This is a genomic window from Asticcacaulis sp. W401b (genome assembly GCF_046503825.1).
Lineage (GTDB): Bacteria > Pseudomonadota > Alphaproteobacteria > Caulobacterales > Caulobacteraceae > Asticcacaulis.
This window is the reverse complement of the sequence record NZ_JBKFEE010000003.1, coordinates 45087-62112: the sequence shown is the minus strand read 5'-3', so window position 1 is coordinate 62112 and position 17026 is coordinate 45087. Positions and strand designations below refer to the sequence as shown.

Genomic DNA, 17026 nt, shown 5'->3' with positions numbered 1-17026 from the left:
TTGTTGCAGCCGCTAAGTCCGGTAAAGACCGTCTTGGGCGCATTGTGTGCCGAAACGGGTCAGGTGGGAGTTTGTGCGCGCGATGCTTCTGGAAAGCGAAGCCGATCTGATCGTGGTTCTGGGGGTTCTGGCGGCGTTGCTACTGGGTGCAGCCATCGTCGCGGGCCTGATTGCCATCATCAAAACCTCTCAGGTGCGTCAGTTTCAGGACCTGCTGTTCAAGGCCGAGCGCAAGATAGATCAGCTTGAGCGGCGCATGTTCAATGTGCTCAACGCCGTGCCGGTGGCTCTGGTCGAAACCGATGCCACGGGCAAGTTCATCTTCGCCAACAAGACGGCGCATCAGCTTCTGGGGCGCAAGGATAACGAGCTGATCGGCTTACGCTTTCACTCCGCCACCTGGGGCATCACCTATCCCGACGGCCGCGTCATCCCGCCCGATCTCCTGCCCATTGCACGCACCCTGCGCGGCCAGACGGTGAAGGGCTTTCAGCACCTGATCGTCAATCACGGCAGCCGCACCAAGGTGCTGGTCTCCGTCACCTCCATGCCGATCATGAACACCAATGGCGAGGTGATCGGCTCGACCACGGCGCTGGTCGAGATCGAAACCCAGACCGGCGAAGGCGTGGGCGATATTTCCGGCGTGTGGCGCGGCCACTGGTTTACGGCCGCACCTGTGCCCTTCTGGGGGCTGGATCAGAACGGGACGGTGCTCGACCTCAATCCGCGCGTAGGCAGCCTCCTCGATACGCCGCGCGATCAGGCGATGAACGCCAACTGGGCCAAGGTGTTTGTCGCCGATGCCGATTTCCAGAAGGCCGTCGATTTCCTCGCCGACCTGACGCCCGAAGATCAGGGGGGCCACCCGGCCTCCATTAACCTATCACTGAAAGACGTGCGCGGTCAGGCGCATCCGGTCATCCTCACCGCCTGGATCGTGCATACGCAGGACGGCGAAGCGCAGGGCATTACGGTGGCCGCCATCCCGACCACCCAGACCCTGACGGTCAGCGAGGCCCCGGCCTTGGCCGCACCCGTGGCCCCGGCCCTGTCCGACGAGGCGCAACAGGCGCTGGAAGACCTGCAAAAGGCCGAGCTGGCGCGCGCCGCTCTGGGCGTTGGCGTGTGGTCCTACGACCCGGTGTCGGACTCGATTGTCGAAGACGAAGGGATGCGCCGCCTGATCGGGCGCGAATTTGACGGCGGCCCGACGCGCATCACCGCCGAAGACCAGTTGCGCGCCAACGAGGTGTTCGGTGACCTGATGTCGGGGCAAAGCGACACGCTCGATCTCGACCTGACCATTCCACAACCCGATGGCACGCTGCGTTACGTCTCATTGAAAGGACAGGCGCAGACGGTCGATGGCCGCCGCGAGCTGTTCGGCGTGGCCATTGATGTGACGCACGCCAAGGCGGCCACAGCCTCCCTGCCTGCCTCCAACCCTGAGCCTGCATCTGAGCCTGTGGTTATCGAAGATACGGCAAAGATCGAGGCGCTGGAGGCCGATCTGGCGGCGCTCGACACGGCCCGCAGCGAGGCCGAGGCCGAACGCGACGCCCTGCGCGCCGAATTGGAGGCCCTGAAAGACGCGGCTGCCAAGTCTGAAACCGCGGAGCCCGGCGAAAATCCGGAGCTGGAGGCCCTGCGCGCCGAGCTGGAAGCGCTGAAAGCCGAACCCAAGTCGGAACCGGAAGAGAGCCCACTGAGCGTGGCGCTCGAAGCCTCTCTGGCCGAAATCGAAACGCTCAAGGCGCGCGCCGCTGAGTTGACGGCGCTGGAAAGCGAGTTGGAGACCCTGCGGCAGGACTATGCGACCCTGGCGCAAACCGCCGCCGAAGCGCAGCCCGACACGCGCGATGCCGACATCGAGGCCCTTAAAGCCGAGATCGCTGAATTGCAGGGCCTCAAGGCGCTGGAAGGCGAACTGAGCGCGCTGAAGGACGAAAAGGCCGAGCTGGAGGCCGAATTTGCCGCGCTTCAGGCCGCGCCTGTGCCGGAAGCCAAGCCAGAAGCCAAGCCGGAGCGTCATCTGAGCGACATCGCCGGTGATCTCAGCCCCCTGCACCGTCAGTGGAAAAGCGATGGCACCCTGACGCGCCTTTCGACCGGCTGGCAGGCCCTGACCGGTTGCGGCGCGCCGGAATTCTTTGGCGAAGGCTGGCTCGACAGCCTGCATCCGGACGATCAGGACCGCATCCACGCCGAACTGGCCGTGCATCTGGCGCAAAAGACGGCCGGCGATTTGTCCTATCGCGTCAAAACGCCCGACGGCTTTGCGCCGCTGCTGGAGCGCCTGAGCCCGGTGGTGACGGACGGACAGTTCGAAGGGCTTTTGGGGGTGGCGTTTGACCTGTCGGCGCACCTGCCACCGCCGCCACCGCCTGTCGTCGAAGCCGGGCCGGACCGTCTGGAATTCCTGACGATGAAGGCGCGCACCGGGCAGCTTGAGCTGGAGATCGCGCAGCTTCAGCTCGCCAAACTAGAGTTAGAGCGTCAGGCCGAACGTCTGGATACGGCCCTGGCCCTGTCGCAACGCTATGAAACGGTCGGGCGTCTGGCCGGAGATGTCGCGGCCGACTTCTCGCAGATGCTGAACGTTATGAACGCCGCGCTCGACATGATCGGGCGTCAGGCCGACAGCCCGGACCTGCGCCGCCTGTCCGAAGCCGCTCTGGCGGCCGGCAAGCGCGGTGAGCGCCTGACGCGGCAATTGCTGGCCTTTACCACCGAGGCCAAAGAGAAGGCGTAAGTCGGCGCTGTCTGCTATAAAACCGTCGCAAAAACGGCCTATGGGCGGAGGTCTCAACCGTTACGCAGGATCGTTCATGACCGACAGCGCACCGCTTACCTTTGGCTGGGAAGAATGGGTCGGGCTCCCTGATCTGGCGCTGCCGGCCATCAAGGCCAAGGTCGATACCGGGGCGCGCACCTCGGCCCTCCACGCGGTGGATATCGAGGTGTTCGGCACGCCGGAACGCCCGCGCGTGCGCTTCGTGGTCAATCCGGTGCCGGGCCGTTACGATATCGAGGTCGCCTGTTCCGCCGACCTCAAGGATCAGCGCGAAATCACCTCCTCCAATGGCGAGACGGAGTGGCGCTACGTCATCGAAACCCACATTTCGATCGACGGCGTCAACCACCCGATCGAGGTGTCGCTGACCAACCGCGCCAATATGGCCTATCGTATGCTGATCGGACGTCAGGCGCTGGAAAGCCTCGGCGCGCTGGTCGATCCGACGGCGGGGCAGCGCCTGCCGGTTCTGTCCTATGATGTCTATAGCCGTGCCGATGCGCCAAAAGCGGTGAAGCGCCCCTTACGTCTGGCCGTGCTGACGCAGGATGCGGGCAACTATTCGATCCGCGCCCTGATCAGGGCGGCGCAGAACCGCGATCACGTCATCGAGGCCATCGAAACCTCGCGTTGCTATATGAACATCAATGTGACGCGCCCCGAAGTGCATTATGACGGCAAGCCGCTGCCGCAGTTCGACGCCATCATCCCGCGCATCGGGGTGCCGATGACCAGCTATGGCCTGGCCGTCGTGCGGCAGTTCGAGACGACGGGCGCCTATTGCCTCAACCGGTCTTCGGCCATTTCGGCCTCGCGCGACAAGCTGCACGCGCTTCAGGTGCTGGCGCGCAAGGGCATCCCCATGCCGGTGACAGCCTTTGCCAAATCGCCCAAGGACACCGACTTTGTGGTGCAACTGGTCGGCGGCGCGCCGCTGGTCATCAAGCTGACCAAGGGGGCGCAGGGGCGCGGCGTGGTGCTGGCCGACACGCATCTGGCCGCCGCCTCGGTCATTTCGGCCTTCCGCGACCTCGATGCCGAACTGCTGACGCAGGAATTTATCCGCGAGGCCGACGGCGAAGACCTGCGCTGCCTCGTCATCGGATCAAAGGTCGTGGCGGCCATGAAGCGCAAGGCCAAGATCGGCGATTTTCGCGCCAACCTGCATCAGGGCGGTAAGGCCCTGTCGGTCGAAATCACGCCGGAAGAAGCCGACATCGCGGTGAAGGCGGCCCGCGCTCTGGGCCTTCAGGTGGCGGGCGTCGATATTCTGCGTTCGCATTCGGGGCCCAAGGTGCTGGAGGTCAATTCCTCGCCCGGCCTTCAGGGGATCGAAAAGGCATCCGGCGTCGATGTGGCCGACCTCATCATCCGTCATGTCGAGAGCAAACTGCGCCCGGTCCAGCACCTGCCGAAACAAAACCCGCGCGCCAAACGCCGGGAATAAAGCGCCTTTCCCTCCGGCCCACTCCATGCCATTTAAGCCCTATGAAGCGCTTTGGCCTGAAGGATGAGGATCTGAAACTGTGGCATCTGGTAACGGCCACGGTGCGTCCGCACGCACTCAGCAAAAAGAAGCCCGCACCGGTCAAGCCGCCCTTCGCCCAGCCGGAGATCGAGACCGTCACCATCAAGGGCCTGCCCGAAGGTCAGAACACCCTCTCCGCCCCACGTATCGAGCGCCCCCTGCCGCTGGTGCCGTTCAAGATCGGTGAGGCCGTGCGACCGCAGAGCGGCTTTCGCCTGAGCGAAGCGACCTCTTTCGCGCCTGACCCCATCGAGCCCAAGCGCAAGCGCCGCATCAGCCGCGAACGCGACCCCATCGAAGCGCGCCTCGACCTGCATGGGCTCAACCAGATTCAGGCCGAACAGCGGCTCAAGGCCTTTGTGCAGCAGGCCTGGGCCAATGACTATCGCGCCGTACTGGTCATTACGGGCAAGGGTATGGCCGAAAACGGCATATTGAAGCGCAACGCGCCGGAATGGCTGTCCGATCCGGCGCTGGCGCACATAGTGGCCGGGATTTCACAGGCCCACGCCCGCCACGGCGGCTCCGGCGCGCTCTACGTGGCGTTAAAGCGGCGTCAGGGCTGAACGACGACGCCCGACTCGTCTTCCAACCGTTTCGGTGCGAATGGGGGTTGCGGCAACTTAGCACTTTTCCGTTTCTGTTTGACACCTGACGCCCAAAACAGAATGGCACCTAAGGGAAGCGTCACATAAAACTCAAACGAACTGGCCAGTCCTTGCGCATATCCCGAAACGGGAAAGCCCAAAAAGAGGGGCTGCCAACTGATAGTATTGTTTATCCAGAAATAGGAAAGCCGGGTGAAGCCTATGGCAACGGAAATGGCCCACAGCCAGCCCAACGGTATGCCTTTGACACTCAAACACACATAGAGGGTGTACAGACTGAATAGCAAAATACCGGAGGAAAGGAACAAAAATAGCAATCTCTCTGAATTAAAACGTTTAAATGAAAAATCGACAGATTTTAAATCATTGCCATTTAAGTAGTTTATTTTAAAATTATTGGCTTTATAATTCGATCCTTGCTTTACGAATTGCACAGTACTGATCAAAACACTATCAGCCTGCTTATTTAAGAGGGTAATTGTCGTTATTTCCGGCTGACCTGTGGTGTAGGTCGTTTGCCATTGCGCCACGCGAATCAGATCCGGCTTCGCCGGAATATATTTCGCAAAAGTCGGTATGGTCTTGCGATAGTCGGCGGTCATCATGGCCGGAAGACTATGCTGACTTAGACTTTCCCAGTCCTGAGCTTTGACCTGTTTTTGATAGGCAATGGCCTCACGCACGACGGCTGGCGGAGCCGTTCGTTCTACCACATAAAACAAAGGATGATCTGGTCTGTGCACGCTTGGCCAAAAGAGGAGGCCCGCCACGAAGAGAGCGAAAACGGACAGACAGAATGTAGCGGCCAGAAACTTACGCACTTCCCCCTCCGAGAGCGTAATACCCTTATTACCCCATCCAAAGCCAGGAAGGTGACATAGTCAAGCCGAAGTCAATCAGATCAGCCCGTTCTGCTTCGCCAGTTCGGCATAAGAGACCTGCGGGCGCGGGCCGTAGTGGCTGATCACCTCGGCGGCGGCGAGCGCCCCCAGACGGCCGCAGGTTTCCAGATGCAGGCCCTGTGTCAGGCCATACATCACCCCTGCCGCGTACTGATCCCCGGCCCCGGTGGTATCCACCACCTCGGCCACCGGATAGACGGGGATGTCGTGCGACAGATCGGCCTTCAGCGCCACCGAGCCGCGTTCGGAACGGGTGACGAAGGCGAGATCGGCCTTGGATTTCAGATAGCGCGCGGCCTTGTCGAAATCCTCGGTCTGGAACAGCGACAGAAGTTCGGACTCATTGGCGAAGACAAGGTCGATATGCTGGTCGATAAAGGCCAGCAGGTCGGTTCGCCAGCGATCGACAACAAAGCTGTCCGACAGGGTCATGGCCGTCTTGCGGCCCGCCGAACGGGCGATTTCACAGGCCTTGGCAAAGGCGGCACGACCCGACGGCGTATCGAACAGATAGCCTTCGAGATAGGTGATCTGCGACGCCCTGATCAGTTGCGGATCGACGTCTTCGGGCTGCACCAGAGCCGCGGCCCCCAGAAACGTCGCCATGGTGCGCTGACCGTCTTCGGTGACGTTGATCAGGCAACGCCCCGTATGGGTCGGGTCGTCGTGCAGGAAGGGCACGTCGAAATGCACGCCGCTCTTTTTCAGGTCACGGCTGAACACTTCGCCCAGTTCGTCGTGCGCCACCTTGCCGATATAGGCCGCCTTGCCGCCAAACGAGGCAACGCCGGCGATGGTATTGCCCGCCGAGCCGCCGGATTCCTGCGTCAGGTCTTCGCTGGTCTTTTCAGCGCGCGCCACCATCTTGCCATAGAGGTTCAGCGCCCGGTGCTGATCAATCAGCGTCATGCCGCCCTTGGGCAGGCCTTCCGCCACGATAAACGCTTCGCTGGCCGGGGCCAGCACGTCCACAATGGCATTGCCAACGGCGGTGACGTCGTACTCAGAAGACATGCGCGATAATCCGGTTGCTATTTTGGGTGTCTTTGCGCAAAAACCACGCGCGGAGCAAGCGAAAATGAAAAAGTCACTTCTCATCCTGACACCGAACCCGGCGCACCCCTCGCATCACGGACGCTGGCCCGCCGTGCTGGAGGCCTATCGCGCGGCTTTTGCGGGGTTTGAGGTCGAGGCGCAGCCGTGGTCGGAGCCCCTGACGCGACCCTATGATCTGGTGCTGCCGCTGGTCGCCTGGGGCTATCACAATGCGCCCGATGACTTCCGCCGCGCTCTGACCCACATCAAGGCCAAGGGCTACCGGATGCACAACCCCGTCGAAATCGTAAGCTGGAACGTCGATAAGGCCTATCTGCGCGATCTGGCCGAAGGTGGCATCCGCATCATACCGACCCTGTTTGCCGACACCCTGACGTCAGAAACACTGAGCCGTGCGCGTGCCGATTTCGGACAGGACACGCTGGTGCTGAAACCGCGCATCTCCGCCGGGGCGAAGAAAACTCTTGTCTGGGAAGGGGCGGACGTGCCCGAAGGCGCGCCGGAGGCCGAGGCGATGCTTCAGCCCTTTTTGGGTGCCATTCAGTCGGAAGGCGAATGGTCGCTGATCTTCTTCGGCGGCGATTTCAGCCACGCGGTGCTCAAGACGCCCAAGCCGGGCGATTTCCGTTCACAGCCCGACTATGACGCCCATCTGCGGGTACAGACCCCGCCGGTCGCCGCCGTGGAGCTGGCCTATCAGGCGCTGGAATATGTGGGTCAGACCCTGCTCTATGCGCGCGTCGATATGGTGCGCAATGCCGCCGGTGACTTCTGCCTGATGGAGCTGGAGCTGATCGAGCCCGACCTCTATCTCAAATACGAAGACGCCGCCCCGGCCCGCCTCAGCCACGCGGTCGAGCACGCGCTGGGGATGTGCGGGCATAAGCACTGATTGCGTTGAGACAGCCCTCGTGCTAACTTTGTGCTGACGGAGGCGCCACATGAAAGCCAGTTTGCGCAAGATGGGCAATTCGCAGGGCGTGATCATCCCCAAGGCGGTGATTGCGCAACTGGAGCTGTCGGACAGTGTGGAAATGACCGTCACCGACACGGCCATCATCCTTGAAAAGCCCAAGACCGCCCGCACGGGCTGGGGCGAGGCCAGCCGGGCCCTGGCCGAAGCCGCAGACGACGGGCTGGTCTGGCCGGACGTGGCCAATGCCGATGATGCCGACCTGACATGGTGACGCGCGGCGAGGTGTGGCTGGCGGCGCTTGACCCGACGGTGGGCAGCGAGATTCAGAAAACGCGGCCCTGCGTGATCATCTCTCCGCCAGAAATGCACGATCATCTGCGCACCGTCATGGTCGCCCCGATGACCACGGGCAGCCGCAATGCGCCGTTTCGCATCCCTTTGACGTTTCAGGGTAAAAGCGGCCTGATCCTGTTGGATCAGACTCGCACGCTCGATAAGACGCGACTAATCAAACGGCTGGGGGCCGTGGACAATCCGACACTGATGGCGACCCTGTCCACGCTTCAGGAGATTTTTGCGGTCTAACCCACCCCGCGTTTCGCATCAGGCTTGACATTTGTATTTAGATGTATAGATATTTAGCGAATTAGCTAATTAACTGCGCAATCATGGACAAGATTTTCAACGCGCTGTCGTCAACGACACGGCGCAAAATACTCGCTTACCTGTCGAGCGCCCGGTTGAACGCCGGTGAAATCGCTGAACGCTTCGATATGTCCAAACCGTCCATTTCCAAGCATCTCGACGTTCTGGAAAACGCTGGTCTCATCCAATCCGAAAAGGTCGGGCAATTCGTTTACTACAGTCTGCTGCGCGACAATCTGGTCACTAATCTATACGATTTTCTTAATGATTTCTGCCCTGTAAGTCAGACCTACAAACAAGAAAGCGCGGCACTCCGGGCGAAGGGGGGCGCTCAGGAGACTGAACATGACCGCTCCGTTCGAGAACATAAAACGGATTGACGAAAGCCTCCCTGCCGACCCGGTTAAAGGTCGTGTCGCATGGTCGCCTGTAAAGTCCCTTTTCCTGCTGAGTATGTATGTGGCCACGGTGTATGGAGCTATGCATTACACCCGGCTTGATACGCTTGCGCTGTTTGCCGCTAAGACCGTGATGGTGCTTTTGCTTGGGCACTCGGTCGGGATGCACCGGCGACTGATTCACAAGAGCTTTGATTGCCCTTTATGGCTTGAACGCACGTTGGTCTATTTGGGCACGCTGGTCGGATTGGGTGGCCCCTTTGCTATGATCAGGACGCACGATTACCGTGATTGGGCACAGAGGCAACCGAAATGTCATGACTACTTTGCACATCGCCAACCGCCGCTGACCGATGCCTTGTGGCAGATGCACTGTGACATTCGCCTGCATCAGCCACCCGCATTGACGATTGAACCGGAAGTGGCCGAAGACCGTTTTTATCGCTTTATCGACCGCCACTGGATTATGGCGCACGTGCCCTGGGCGATAGGCTTCTACCTGATCGGCGGATGGGCGTGGGTCATCTGGGGCGTGTGCGCTCAGATCGCGGTAACCGTCACCGGACACTGGTTGATTGGTTATCTGGCCCACACGGGAGACGCCCATGACTGGCATGTTGATGGCGCCGGTGTACAGGGCCGCAACGTCAGTTTCACCGGTCTGATCACGATGGGCGAAGGCTGGCATAACAACCACCATGCCTACCCCTGTTCCGCCCGTATCGGTATTTATAAAGGACAAAGTGATCCGGGATACTGGCTTTTGAAAGCTCTGGAGGCGCTTGGGCTTGTGTGGAACATCCGCCTGCCGCAAGACCTACCCCACAGACCCCAACTGCATTGGGTGAGCCCTGACACGCCCGAAGCGAAGCCGGACCGACGCCCATGCTGGGTTCTGACGCGGATCGGAAGGGCCCTTCACCTAACCCACCCCTCGCTTGGGGCATAGGTCTTCGACCAGACAGGCCATGCACTTGGGGTTGCGCGCCGTGCAGGTATAGCGCCCGTGCAGGATCAGCCAGTGGTGCGCCCGCGTCAGCCATTTGCGCGGGATTGAGGCCATGAGTTGCGCCTCGACCTTGTCCGGTGTGGTGGCGCTGTCATCGACCAGGCCCAGCCGGTGCGAGACGCGATAGACGTGCGTATCGACCGCAATGGCCGGCTCGATATCCAGCTCATTGAGCACCACCGAGGCCGTCTTGTTGCCCACCCCCGGCAGGCTGAGCAGGTCCGTGCGATTGAGCGGCACCTGACCGTCGAAACGGCTGATCAGGATGCGGCACATCTCCATCACATTCTTCGCCTTGTTGCGATAAAGCCCGATGGAGGAGATCATCTGCATCAGCCGTTCTTCGCCTAGATCGAGCATGGCCAGAGGTGTGTCGGCCAAGGCAAACAGCGGCCCGGTCGCCTTGTTGACCGCCACATCGGTCGTCTGGGCCGACAGGGCGACGGCCACCACCAGCGTGAACGGATTGGAGAAGTTCAGTTCGGTCTTGGGGTCCGGCTTATCGGCTTCAAAGCGCTCGAACAGCTTTTTGACGGCAGCGGCACTACGCATGTGTCGCTTCCGCCGCCATCACATCCTCCCACTTCAGCCATTTCTCGGCGATGGCGGTATTGAGGTCGATGCCTTCGGCGCGCGCCATCAGCAGCGTCATGCAGATCAGGTCGGCCATCTCCATCGCCACCTCGTGCTTCGCCTCTGCGGCATCGCGCCGCGAACGCCCCGTCATGGCCAGATAGGCCTGGGTAAGTTCGCCCATCTCCTCCTGCATTTTCAGCAGGTGCCAGTCGCCGCCCCGGTCGATGCCATAGACGCACTCATAGCGGTCGGAAATGGCCTGAAGGCGGTCGATAAAGGGCTCAAGTTCGGGAAGGGGCGCGGTCATGGCGCCATTGTGAAATGATTTCAGCGCCCCCGCAAGACACGCCTTGCGACGGAAGCATCCGGCGGGCTAAGCAATTTCCATGATCTGCGTTCTGTTTGTCTGTCTGGGTAATATCTGCCGTTCGCCGCTGGCCGAGGGCCTGTTGCGTCATCACGTCGAACAGGCGGGCTTAAGCGACCGATTTGTCATCGACTCCGCCGGTACCGGCGGCTGGCACACGGGCGAAGGGCCGGACCGCCGCTCCCTCGCCGTGGCGGCGCGTTATGGTGTCGATATTTCCGCCCAGTGCGCGCGTCAGCTTCATCGCGACGACTTTTACCGCTTTGACCTGATCCTTGGCCTCGACCGCGATAATGTGCGCAATATCCGTAAAATCGCCCCGGATGATACCACCGCGACCATCGGTCTTTATCTGGAGGAAGCGCTAGGCCTGACGAAGGATGTGCCGGACCCCTATTACGGCGACACCCGCGATTTCGAGGCCGTCTATCGCCTGTGCGATGAGGCCTCGGCGGCGCTGCTACGCACGTTGACAAAGCCTTCACGTTAACACCAGATAGACGGCTCATTTTACAGGAGTAACCTTGTGACTGAACTGACAGACCATCGCTTCAATGAACTGATGATTGAACATATTGAGCTCGCTAATGGTCACCTCAAGGAGGCCAATCCTGGGCAGGCCGGGGCGGCCCTGATGCACGCGGCGGCCCGTTTCAATGCTTTCGTGTCGTCCACGCAATTTGTCGGCGGTCGCGTCATGCTGCAAAGCAAGGAAGCGCACATTGACCACTATGTGAAGCTGTATCGCCAGTATCTTGAGGGGCACTACGAAGAGTACGCGCAAAACTTTGCCGAATATGGTCGCCCCAATCTGGGCATCCCCAAATGACCCAGCCCAAACAACTGAGTGCCGAAGCTTTTAACGCGCTCACAGCGGAATTCATCCATATTGCTAATGCACAGGCCAAGGCTGTGGATTCCTTTTCCATATCCGAAGGCGCTTTTTTGCACGCCGCCGCCCGTTACAGCGCCTTCATAACCGCTGTGGGTGAACCGAGCGGTGCCGACATGCTGGCCAAAAAGGAGGAAATGGTCGCCAGGATCAGCGCCCGCTTCCGTGAGTATCTCGACATCCACTATATTGAATATGCGAAAAATTTCGACACCTACATGGCCAAGGTGCCGAGTGAAAAGGACAAGGGATGACCACGCCTGCCGCTTCCAACGACGTCTTCCGTCAGATGGCGGCCGATCATATCGACCTAACCAATAGCCACGCGCACAAAAGCTCGATCGGCGAAGCCGGCGGGGCCCTGCTTCAGGCCGCCACACGCTACACGGCCTTTACCTGCGCCGCTCAGAGTGCCGACAAGACGCAGTTTCTGGCCGCGCGCAAACTGAATGTCGATCAGTTGACGGCGCAGTTCCGTGAACTGCTGCTCAGCCACTATGATGACTTCGGCGACAATTACGAAACCTATATGAAATAACAAAAGCCCCGGAGTGATCCGGGGCTTTGGCTTAGAGCGGGATGATTTTAGATCGACGCACTATCCCGCTCTAAATTTCTGTTTTGTCGCGCAATTTTTCCGAAAAGTGGTTTCCACTTTATCGGATTGCGCTTTACAGAATATAGCGGCTGAGGTCGGCGTCGCCCGCCACCTCGCCCAGACGTTCGCGCACATAAGCCGACGTGATGGTCACGGTCTGCCCCGTCTGATCGGCGGCGGTGAAGCTCAGCTCCTCCATCACCCGCTCGATAATGGTGTGCAGACGGCGCGCGCCGATGTTTTCGACCTTGGCATTGACCTGTGCGGCGGCGGCGGCCATTTCGGCAATTGCGCCGTCCTCAAACGCCAGCGTCACCCCTTCGGTAGCCATCAGCGCCTGATTTTGTTTGATCAGATTGGCTTCGGGTTCCGACAGGATGCGGCGGAAATCGTCCTGAGTGAGCGCCTTCAGCTCGACCCGGATAGGCAGGCGCCCCTGAAGCTCCGGCAGCAAATCCGACGGCTTGGCCACATGGAAGGCACCCGAGGCGATAAAAAGGATGTGGTCGGTCTTCACCGGCCCATACTTGGTCGAAACCGTCGTCCCTTCGATCAGCGGCAGCAGGTCGCGCTGCACGCCTTCGCGCGACACATCGGCCCCGCCACGCTCCTGACGCGACGCTACCTTGTCGATTTCATCCAGGAAGACAATGCCTTCCTGTTCGGCGAGGCTCAGCGCCTCACGCGACACAGCTTCCTGATCGAGCAGCTTATCCGACTCTTCGGACAGCAGGATCGGCTGGGCCGCCGCGACCGTCAGGCGCACGGTCTTTTGCCGTCCGCCCATGGCCTTTTGCAGCATCTCGCCCAGATTAATCTGATTGCCCGGCTGCCCCGGAATCTCGAAGGCCCCGATCGCGCCGCCCGTATCGGCGACGGTGATTTCGACCTCCTTGTCGTCCAGCTCGTTATTGCGCAGGCGCTTGCGGAAGCTGTCGCGCGTCGCGGGCTGCGCCGCCGGTCCGACCAGCGCGTCCAGCAGGCGTTCTTCGGCCTGCGCCTCAGCCTTGGCGCGCACGCCCTGACGGCTCTTGTCCTTGACCATCAGGATGGCGGCTTCGACCAGATCACGCACGATCTGATCGACGTCGCGGCCGACATAGCCGACTTCGGTAAACTTGGTCGCCTCGACCTTGATGAAGGGGGCATGAGCCAGTTTGGCCAGACGTCGCGCGATCTCGGTCTTGCCGACGCCCGTCGGCCCGATCATCAGGATATTCTTAGGCGTGATCTCGTCGCGGATGGCCGCGTTGGTCTGCTTGCGCCGCCAGCGGTTGCGCAGCGCCACGGCCACCGCCTTTTTGGCGTCAGCATGGCCGATAATATGACGGTCGAGTTCGGAGACGATCTCACGCGGTGAAAAGGTGGTCATACGCTCTTTTTCCTAAATTCAGGCGTTCAGTTCCGGCGTGCGCTGCATCAGGACCATGCGGCCGCAGGGCGTCGGGCCGACAGGGACGAAGCCCGCCTTTTCGCTGGCGCGACGGGCGGCGGCGTTGGTCGTTTGGGGGGCCACGCGCACGCAAACGGCACCCTTCTTGAACATGCCGTTGCTGAGCTGGGTCAGGACCTGCGTGCCGATCCCCTCACCCAGCAGGGCCGCATCGCCGATAAACAGGTCGATCAGGAAGGTGCCTTTGGGCGACTCCGCGTGGCAGGGCGTGCCCGGTTCGTGATCGGGGTGGCACTCATAGCACTGGGTATAGCCTGCCGGCCGGCCATTCCAGCTAAAGATCCACGCCGTGGCATTGGCCGCGCCGATATAGGCCAGGGCGTCTTCGACGGCGTCCTCTGCGGTCTGACCGTCATTGACCCACCACTGGCGCACGTGCGGCGAGGACATCCACAACAACAGAAGCCCGGCATCGTTATCGGTCAGGGGGCGAAAGGCGATCATACGGTCCTAAAATTCAAAATTGATACTTCTGACGCGCAAAGGTTTCAGAAACCTCATCAAAGCGGGGCTGACCACCGCCATGCTGATCACTTTCCGGGTAGGTTTTCTCAAAGTAACGCCCGGTGACGTCATCGTAATGCAGTTCAGACCAGCCGTCTTCAGAAGTGGCTAACTTCCTCACGCTTCCAGCTTTTCCAGAGTGACGCTGTGATTGGTATAGACGCAGATATCCCCGGCGATCTGCATGGCCTTGCGCGCGATCACCTCGGCATCGGGCTCATAGTCGAGCAGGGCGCGTGCCGCCGACAGGGCATAGGTGCCGCCCGATCCGATGGCCGCCACCCCGTCTTCGGGTTCCAGCACATCACCGACCCCGGTAATGGTCAGGATGTGGTTCCTGTCGCCCACCAGCAGCATGGCCTCAAGACGGCGCAGATAGCGGTCGGTGCGCCAGTCCTTGGCCAGATCGACGCAGGCCCGCGCCAGCTGATCCGGATAGAGTTCCAGCTTGGCCTCCAGACGCTCCAGCAGGGTGAAGGCATCGGCGGTCGCACCGGCAAAGCCGACGATCACCTTGCCGCCGGCCAGAGTCCTAACCTTCTTCGCGCCGCCCTTGACGATGGTGGGGCCCATAGACACCTGACCGTCACCGGCGATGACCGTCTTGCCATTTTTGCGCACGGCGACGATGGTTGTCCCGTGCCAGTTGGGGAAGTTTTTATCCGTCATGTCCGTCTAATTGGCGGTTTGCGCGGGGTCTTTCAAGGGGGCCTTTCAAGTCCCGGCGACGTTTTTGCCGGGACAAGTCGTCCAGCATGGGCACAAGGGCGATCAGACCGAGCCCCAGCGACAGGGGCAACACCGTCACAAAGCCCATATGGCTGAAGCCAAACGCTCCCGTAAGCCCGCCCGCCGCAAAGGCCCCCAGAAGCGACACAAGTAACCGCGCCTTCTTCGGATGAAAGCGCGCCCCGGCGTGGGTGGCGCGCCCAAACAGGAAGCGCCCGGCTTCGATGCCTAAGTCGGTGATAATCCCCGTCATGTGGGTGGTGCGGATTTCGGCGTGCGACAGCTTGGTCATCAGGCTGTTCTGCAAGCCCATCAGGTAGCATAAAAGCCCGATGGTCAGGGGCAGGCTGAGGGCAATATCCCCGATCAGCCCCGCAGCCAGCAGGCCAAACAGCAGCAGCAACACCGCCTCAAGCCCCAGCGTCAGGGCAAATTCCGAATGCAGCCGCTTTAACCGCGCCCAGTTGACCAGCAGGCTTGAGGTCACCGCACCTAAAAAGAAACACAGCACATAGGTGAGCGCCAGAACGGCCGGGCCAAACTTCCCCAGCACCATATCGTCGGCAAAGGAGGCCACCATACCCGACATGTGCGACGTATAGACGCCGACGGCCAGAAAGCCCCCGGCATTGACCGCCCCGGCGACAAAGGCCAGCGTCACCCCCAGCCGCGCATCACCCGTTTCCGAGCGCCGTTTGCCGCTGATCTGTCTGAGGGTCCGCCGCATCCAATATCCTTTATATCCTTACGGGATTATAGGCCGACGCCCGTTAACGGTAAACGAACAGATGAGGGCTGGCGGGGCGGCACGACGCCCTTTATATCTGAGGCCATGTCCCTGCTCCATGTGCCCCCCGAACTCAGTGACGACGATCTTGACCGCTATGCCCGGCACATCGTGCTGAAAGAGGTTGGCGGTATGGGGCAACGCCGTCTGAAAGGCGCCAAGGTGCTGATCGTTGGGCTGGGCGGCATCGGGGCCCCGGCGGCGCTTTATCTGGCGGCAGCGGGCATCGGCACGCTGGGCCTGCTCGATGACGACACGGTCAGTCTGTCCAACCTGCAAAGACAGGTCCTGTACGCCACCAATGATGTGGGCGCGCTTAAATCCGAGGTGGCGCAGGCGCGCCTGTCGGCGCTCAATCCGCACGCCGCGCTGAACCTCCATCCGGTGCGCCTGACGCCCGATACTGCGACGGAGATCATCGGCGGCTATGACATTGTGCTGGATGGCTGCGACAATTTCGAGACGCGGCATCTGGTCAACCGCACCTGTATGGCATTGGGCAAGGCGCTGGTGTCCGGTGCACTGGGGCGGTTCAGCGGTCAAGTGGCGGTGTTCAATGGGACGCCCTGTTATCAATGTCTGGTGCCGGAGATTCCGCCCGACGCCGAAACCTGTGAGCGCATGGGCATTGTCGGCGCTCTTGCCGGGATTATCGGCTCGATGAGCGCGCTGGAGGTGATCAAGCTGATCACCGGCGCGGGCGACCCGCTGATCGGCAAGCTGCTGATCTTCGACGGCCTGTCGATGACCTCGCGCGTCATTGCCCTGCCGCCGGAGCCGGATTGCAAAATTTGCGGTGGAACAAATGGATTATAGCGAAAAAGCTTACGACAAGGCGAAATGGCATTTTGAGAGCATAGAAAAAGAAGGGCTGGATGAAATTCAGGCCTATGTCCACACGGCATTTTTCTGGCGCTGGATCGTAGATCAAAACCTGACGGATAAGCGTTTTGAAGAAGATTTCGAAGACGATTTTTCGGCCTATCGAAACGGATCGATAGACGCGCTCGAATTCTACAGGGTTCTTGATGGATGCCTGATTGGCGACATGATGAATGATGAAGGCAATGCATTCGCGAGCCACTATTTCGACTTTCAGACCGGGCAATATCTTCGCGACTATGAACGCGCTGTCGCCCATGACCGGCCTTCAATTTTTCAGGTTACGTTTAATGACGAAACCTATGACCGGATTAAACCTTATATCGAAAAGGCATACTCAAAATGGAAAACACCCAAGGCGTGGTGGAGGTTCTGGTAA

General features: G+C 60.5%; 23 protein-coding genes and 1 pseudogene. 15 read left to right on the top strand and 9 right to left on the bottom strand.

Going from position 1 to position 17026, the window contains the following annotated elements:
- Positions 1–82 precede the first annotated feature (82 nt).
- The 4 genes and pseudogenes from ACK8OE_RS07745 to ACK8OE_RS07730 all read left to right on the top strand — a co-directional run bounded on the left by ACK8OE_RS07745 (position 83) and on the right by ACK8OE_RS07730 (position 4891).
- Positions 83–2755 carry a PAS domain-containing protein gene (locus ACK8OE_RS07745; protein WP_410272374.1) on the top strand — a complete coding sequence of 891 codons (2673 nt, stop codon included), beginning with the start codon at positions 83–85 and terminating at the stop codon, positions 2753–2755.
- Positions 2756–2795: 40 nt separating this feature from the next.
- Positions 2796–3233 (top strand): annotated as a pseudogene (locus ACK8OE_RS07740) (ATP-dependent zinc protease); the annotation flags it as partial.
- A gap of 75 nt (positions 3234–3308) precedes the next feature.
- Positions 3309–4244: a 30S ribosomal protein S6--L-glutamate ligase gene (gene rimK, locus ACK8OE_RS07735; protein ID WP_366509226.1), complete on the top strand. Its 936-nt coding sequence runs from the start codon at positions 3309–3311 to the stop codon at positions 4242–4244.
- A 41-nt stretch (positions 4245–4285) separates the two neighbouring features.
- Complete coding sequence (locus ACK8OE_RS07730; RefSeq protein ID WP_410272082.1) at positions 4286–4891, top strand: Smr/MutS family protein; 606 nt, start codon at positions 4286–4288, stop codon at positions 4889–4891.
- On the opposite strand, the gene ACK8OE_RS07725 is transcribed toward ACK8OE_RS07730, so the two are convergent.
- Both ACK8OE_RS07725 and ACK8OE_RS07720 read right to left on the bottom strand, forming a co-directional pair.
- Complete coding sequence (locus ACK8OE_RS07725) at positions 4882–5754, bottom strand: hypothetical protein (protein WP_290796115.1); 873 nt, start codon at positions 5752–5754, stop codon at positions 4882–4884. The genes ACK8OE_RS07730 and ACK8OE_RS07725 overlap by 10 nt on opposite strands.
- Positions 5755–5829: 75 nt before the next feature.
- Positions 5830–6849: an adenosine kinase gene (locus ACK8OE_RS07720; protein ID WP_410272081.1), complete on the bottom strand. Its 1020-nt coding sequence runs from the start codon at positions 6847–6849 to the stop codon at positions 5830–5832.
- 64 nt (positions 6850–6913) lie between these two features.
- Here ACK8OE_RS07720 and ACK8OE_RS07715 point away from each other — a divergent pair, with 64 nt between their 5' ends.
- From ACK8OE_RS07715 to ACK8OE_RS07695, 5 genes are all read left to right on the top strand, one after another.
- Positions 6914–7783, top strand: coding sequence for a RimK family alpha-L-glutamate ligase (locus ACK8OE_RS07715; RefSeq protein WP_410272080.1), 870 nt, complete (start codon positions 6914–6916; stop codon positions 7781–7783).
- A 49-nt stretch (positions 7784–7832) separates the two neighbouring features.
- On the top strand, positions 7833–8078 hold the full coding sequence (locus ACK8OE_RS07710; RefSeq protein ID WP_290796106.1) for an AbrB/MazE/SpoVT family DNA-binding domain-containing protein: 246 nt from the start codon (positions 7833–7835) through the stop codon (positions 8076–8078).
- Positions 8072–8392, top strand: a complete 321-nt coding sequence (locus ACK8OE_RS07705; RefSeq protein ID WP_410272079.1) for a type II toxin-antitoxin system PemK/MazF family toxin — start codon at positions 8072–8074, stop codon at positions 8390–8392. Before ACK8OE_RS07710 ends, ACK8OE_RS07705 begins: the two co-directional genes overlap by 7 nt.
- An 83-nt stretch (positions 8393–8475) precedes the next feature.
- Positions 8476–8832, top strand: a complete 357-nt coding sequence (locus tag ACK8OE_RS07700) for a metalloregulator ArsR/SmtB family transcription factor (protein WP_410272078.1) — start codon at positions 8476–8478, stop codon at positions 8830–8832.
- Positions 8798–9799 (top strand): acyl-CoA desaturase, encoded by a 1002-nt coding sequence (locus ACK8OE_RS07695; RefSeq protein WP_410272077.1) that lies wholly within the window; start codon positions 8798–8800, stop codon positions 9797–9799. The genes ACK8OE_RS07700 and ACK8OE_RS07695 overlap by 35 nt, the downstream gene beginning before the upstream one ends.
- Here the strand turns inward: ACK8OE_RS07695 and nth are convergent.
- Together nth and ACK8OE_RS07685 are read right to left on the bottom strand one after the other, a co-directional pair.
- Positions 9773–10411, bottom strand: a complete 639-nt coding sequence (gene nth, locus ACK8OE_RS07690) for an endonuclease III (protein ID WP_410272076.1) — start codon at positions 10409–10411, stop codon at positions 9773–9775. The genes ACK8OE_RS07695 and nth overlap by 27 nt on opposite strands.
- Positions 10404–10742, bottom strand: a complete 339-nt coding sequence (locus ACK8OE_RS07685) for a phosphoribosyl-ATP pyrophosphohydrolase (protein WP_410272075.1) — start codon at positions 10740–10742, stop codon at positions 10404–10406. Before ACK8OE_RS07685 ends, nth begins: the two co-directional genes overlap by 8 nt.
- A 79-nt stretch (positions 10743–10821) precedes the next feature.
- Here ACK8OE_RS07685 and ACK8OE_RS07680 point away from each other — a divergent pair, with 79 nt between their 5' ends.
- The 4 genes from ACK8OE_RS07680 to ACK8OE_RS07665 are packed head-to-tail and all read left to right on the top strand — an operon-like array spanning position 10822 to position 12232.
- A complete protein-coding gene (locus tag ACK8OE_RS07680; RefSeq protein WP_410272074.1) occupies positions 10822–11292 on the top strand; it encodes a low molecular weight protein-tyrosine-phosphatase in 471 nt (156 codons plus the stop codon).
- Between the two features lie 36 nt (positions 11293–11328).
- Positions 11329–11631 (top strand): DUF3144 domain-containing protein, encoded by a 303-nt coding sequence (locus ACK8OE_RS07675; RefSeq protein WP_410272073.1) that lies wholly within the window; start codon positions 11329–11331, stop codon positions 11629–11631.
- Entirely contained in the window at positions 11628–11948 is a 321-nt protein-coding gene (locus ACK8OE_RS07670; RefSeq protein WP_410272072.1) for a DUF3144 domain-containing protein, read from the top strand. Before ACK8OE_RS07675 ends, ACK8OE_RS07670 begins: the two co-directional genes overlap by 4 nt.
- Positions 11945–12232: a DUF3144 domain-containing protein gene (locus ACK8OE_RS07665; RefSeq protein WP_410272071.1), complete on the top strand. Its 288-nt coding sequence runs from the start codon at positions 11945–11947 to the stop codon at positions 12230–12232. Before ACK8OE_RS07670 ends, ACK8OE_RS07665 begins: the two co-directional genes overlap by 4 nt.
- 133 nt (positions 12233–12365) lie before the next feature.
- On the opposite strand, the gene hslU is transcribed toward ACK8OE_RS07665, so the two are convergent.
- From hslU to ACK8OE_RS07640, 5 genes are read right to left on the bottom strand one after another with little or no spacing between them, the layout of a single operon-like run.
- Positions 12366–13664 (bottom strand): ATP-dependent protease ATPase subunit HslU, encoded by a 1299-nt coding sequence (gene hslU, locus ACK8OE_RS07660; protein WP_410272070.1) that lies wholly within the window; start codon positions 13662–13664, stop codon positions 12366–12368.
- Between the two features lie 18 nt (positions 13665–13682).
- Entirely contained in the window at positions 13683–14189 is a 507-nt protein-coding gene (locus ACK8OE_RS07655; protein ID WP_290796089.1) for a GNAT family N-acetyltransferase, read from the bottom strand.
- Between the two features lie 13 nt (positions 14190–14202).
- Positions 14203–14370, bottom strand: coding sequence for an Imm27 family immunity protein (locus tag ACK8OE_RS07650; RefSeq protein WP_410272069.1), 168 nt, complete (start codon positions 14368–14370; stop codon positions 14203–14205).
- The gene (hslV, locus tag ACK8OE_RS07645) at positions 14367–14918 is read right to left on the bottom strand and encodes an ATP-dependent protease subunit HslV (RefSeq protein WP_290796087.1); all 552 of its coding nucleotides are present in this window, start codon (positions 14916–14918) and stop codon (positions 14367–14369) included. Before hslV ends, ACK8OE_RS07650 begins: the two co-directional genes overlap by 4 nt.
- Positions 14908–15705: a YoaK family protein gene (locus ACK8OE_RS07640; protein ID WP_410272068.1), complete on the bottom strand. Its 798-nt coding sequence runs from the start codon at positions 15703–15705 to the stop codon at positions 14908–14910. The genes hslV and ACK8OE_RS07640 overlap by 11 nt, the downstream gene beginning before the upstream one ends.
- A 105-nt stretch (positions 15706–15810) precedes the next feature.
- Here ACK8OE_RS07640 and ACK8OE_RS07635 point away from each other — a divergent pair, with 105 nt between their 5' ends.
- A complete protein-coding gene (locus ACK8OE_RS07635; protein ID WP_410272067.1) occupies positions 15811–16581 on the top strand; it encodes a HesA/MoeB/ThiF family protein in 771 nt (256 codons plus the stop codon).
- Positions 16571–17026 carry a hypothetical protein gene (locus ACK8OE_RS07630; protein ID WP_126419487.1) on the top strand — a complete coding sequence of 152 codons (456 nt, stop codon included), beginning with the start codon at positions 16571–16573 and terminating at the stop codon, positions 17024–17026. The genes ACK8OE_RS07635 and ACK8OE_RS07630 overlap by 11 nt, the downstream gene beginning before the upstream one ends.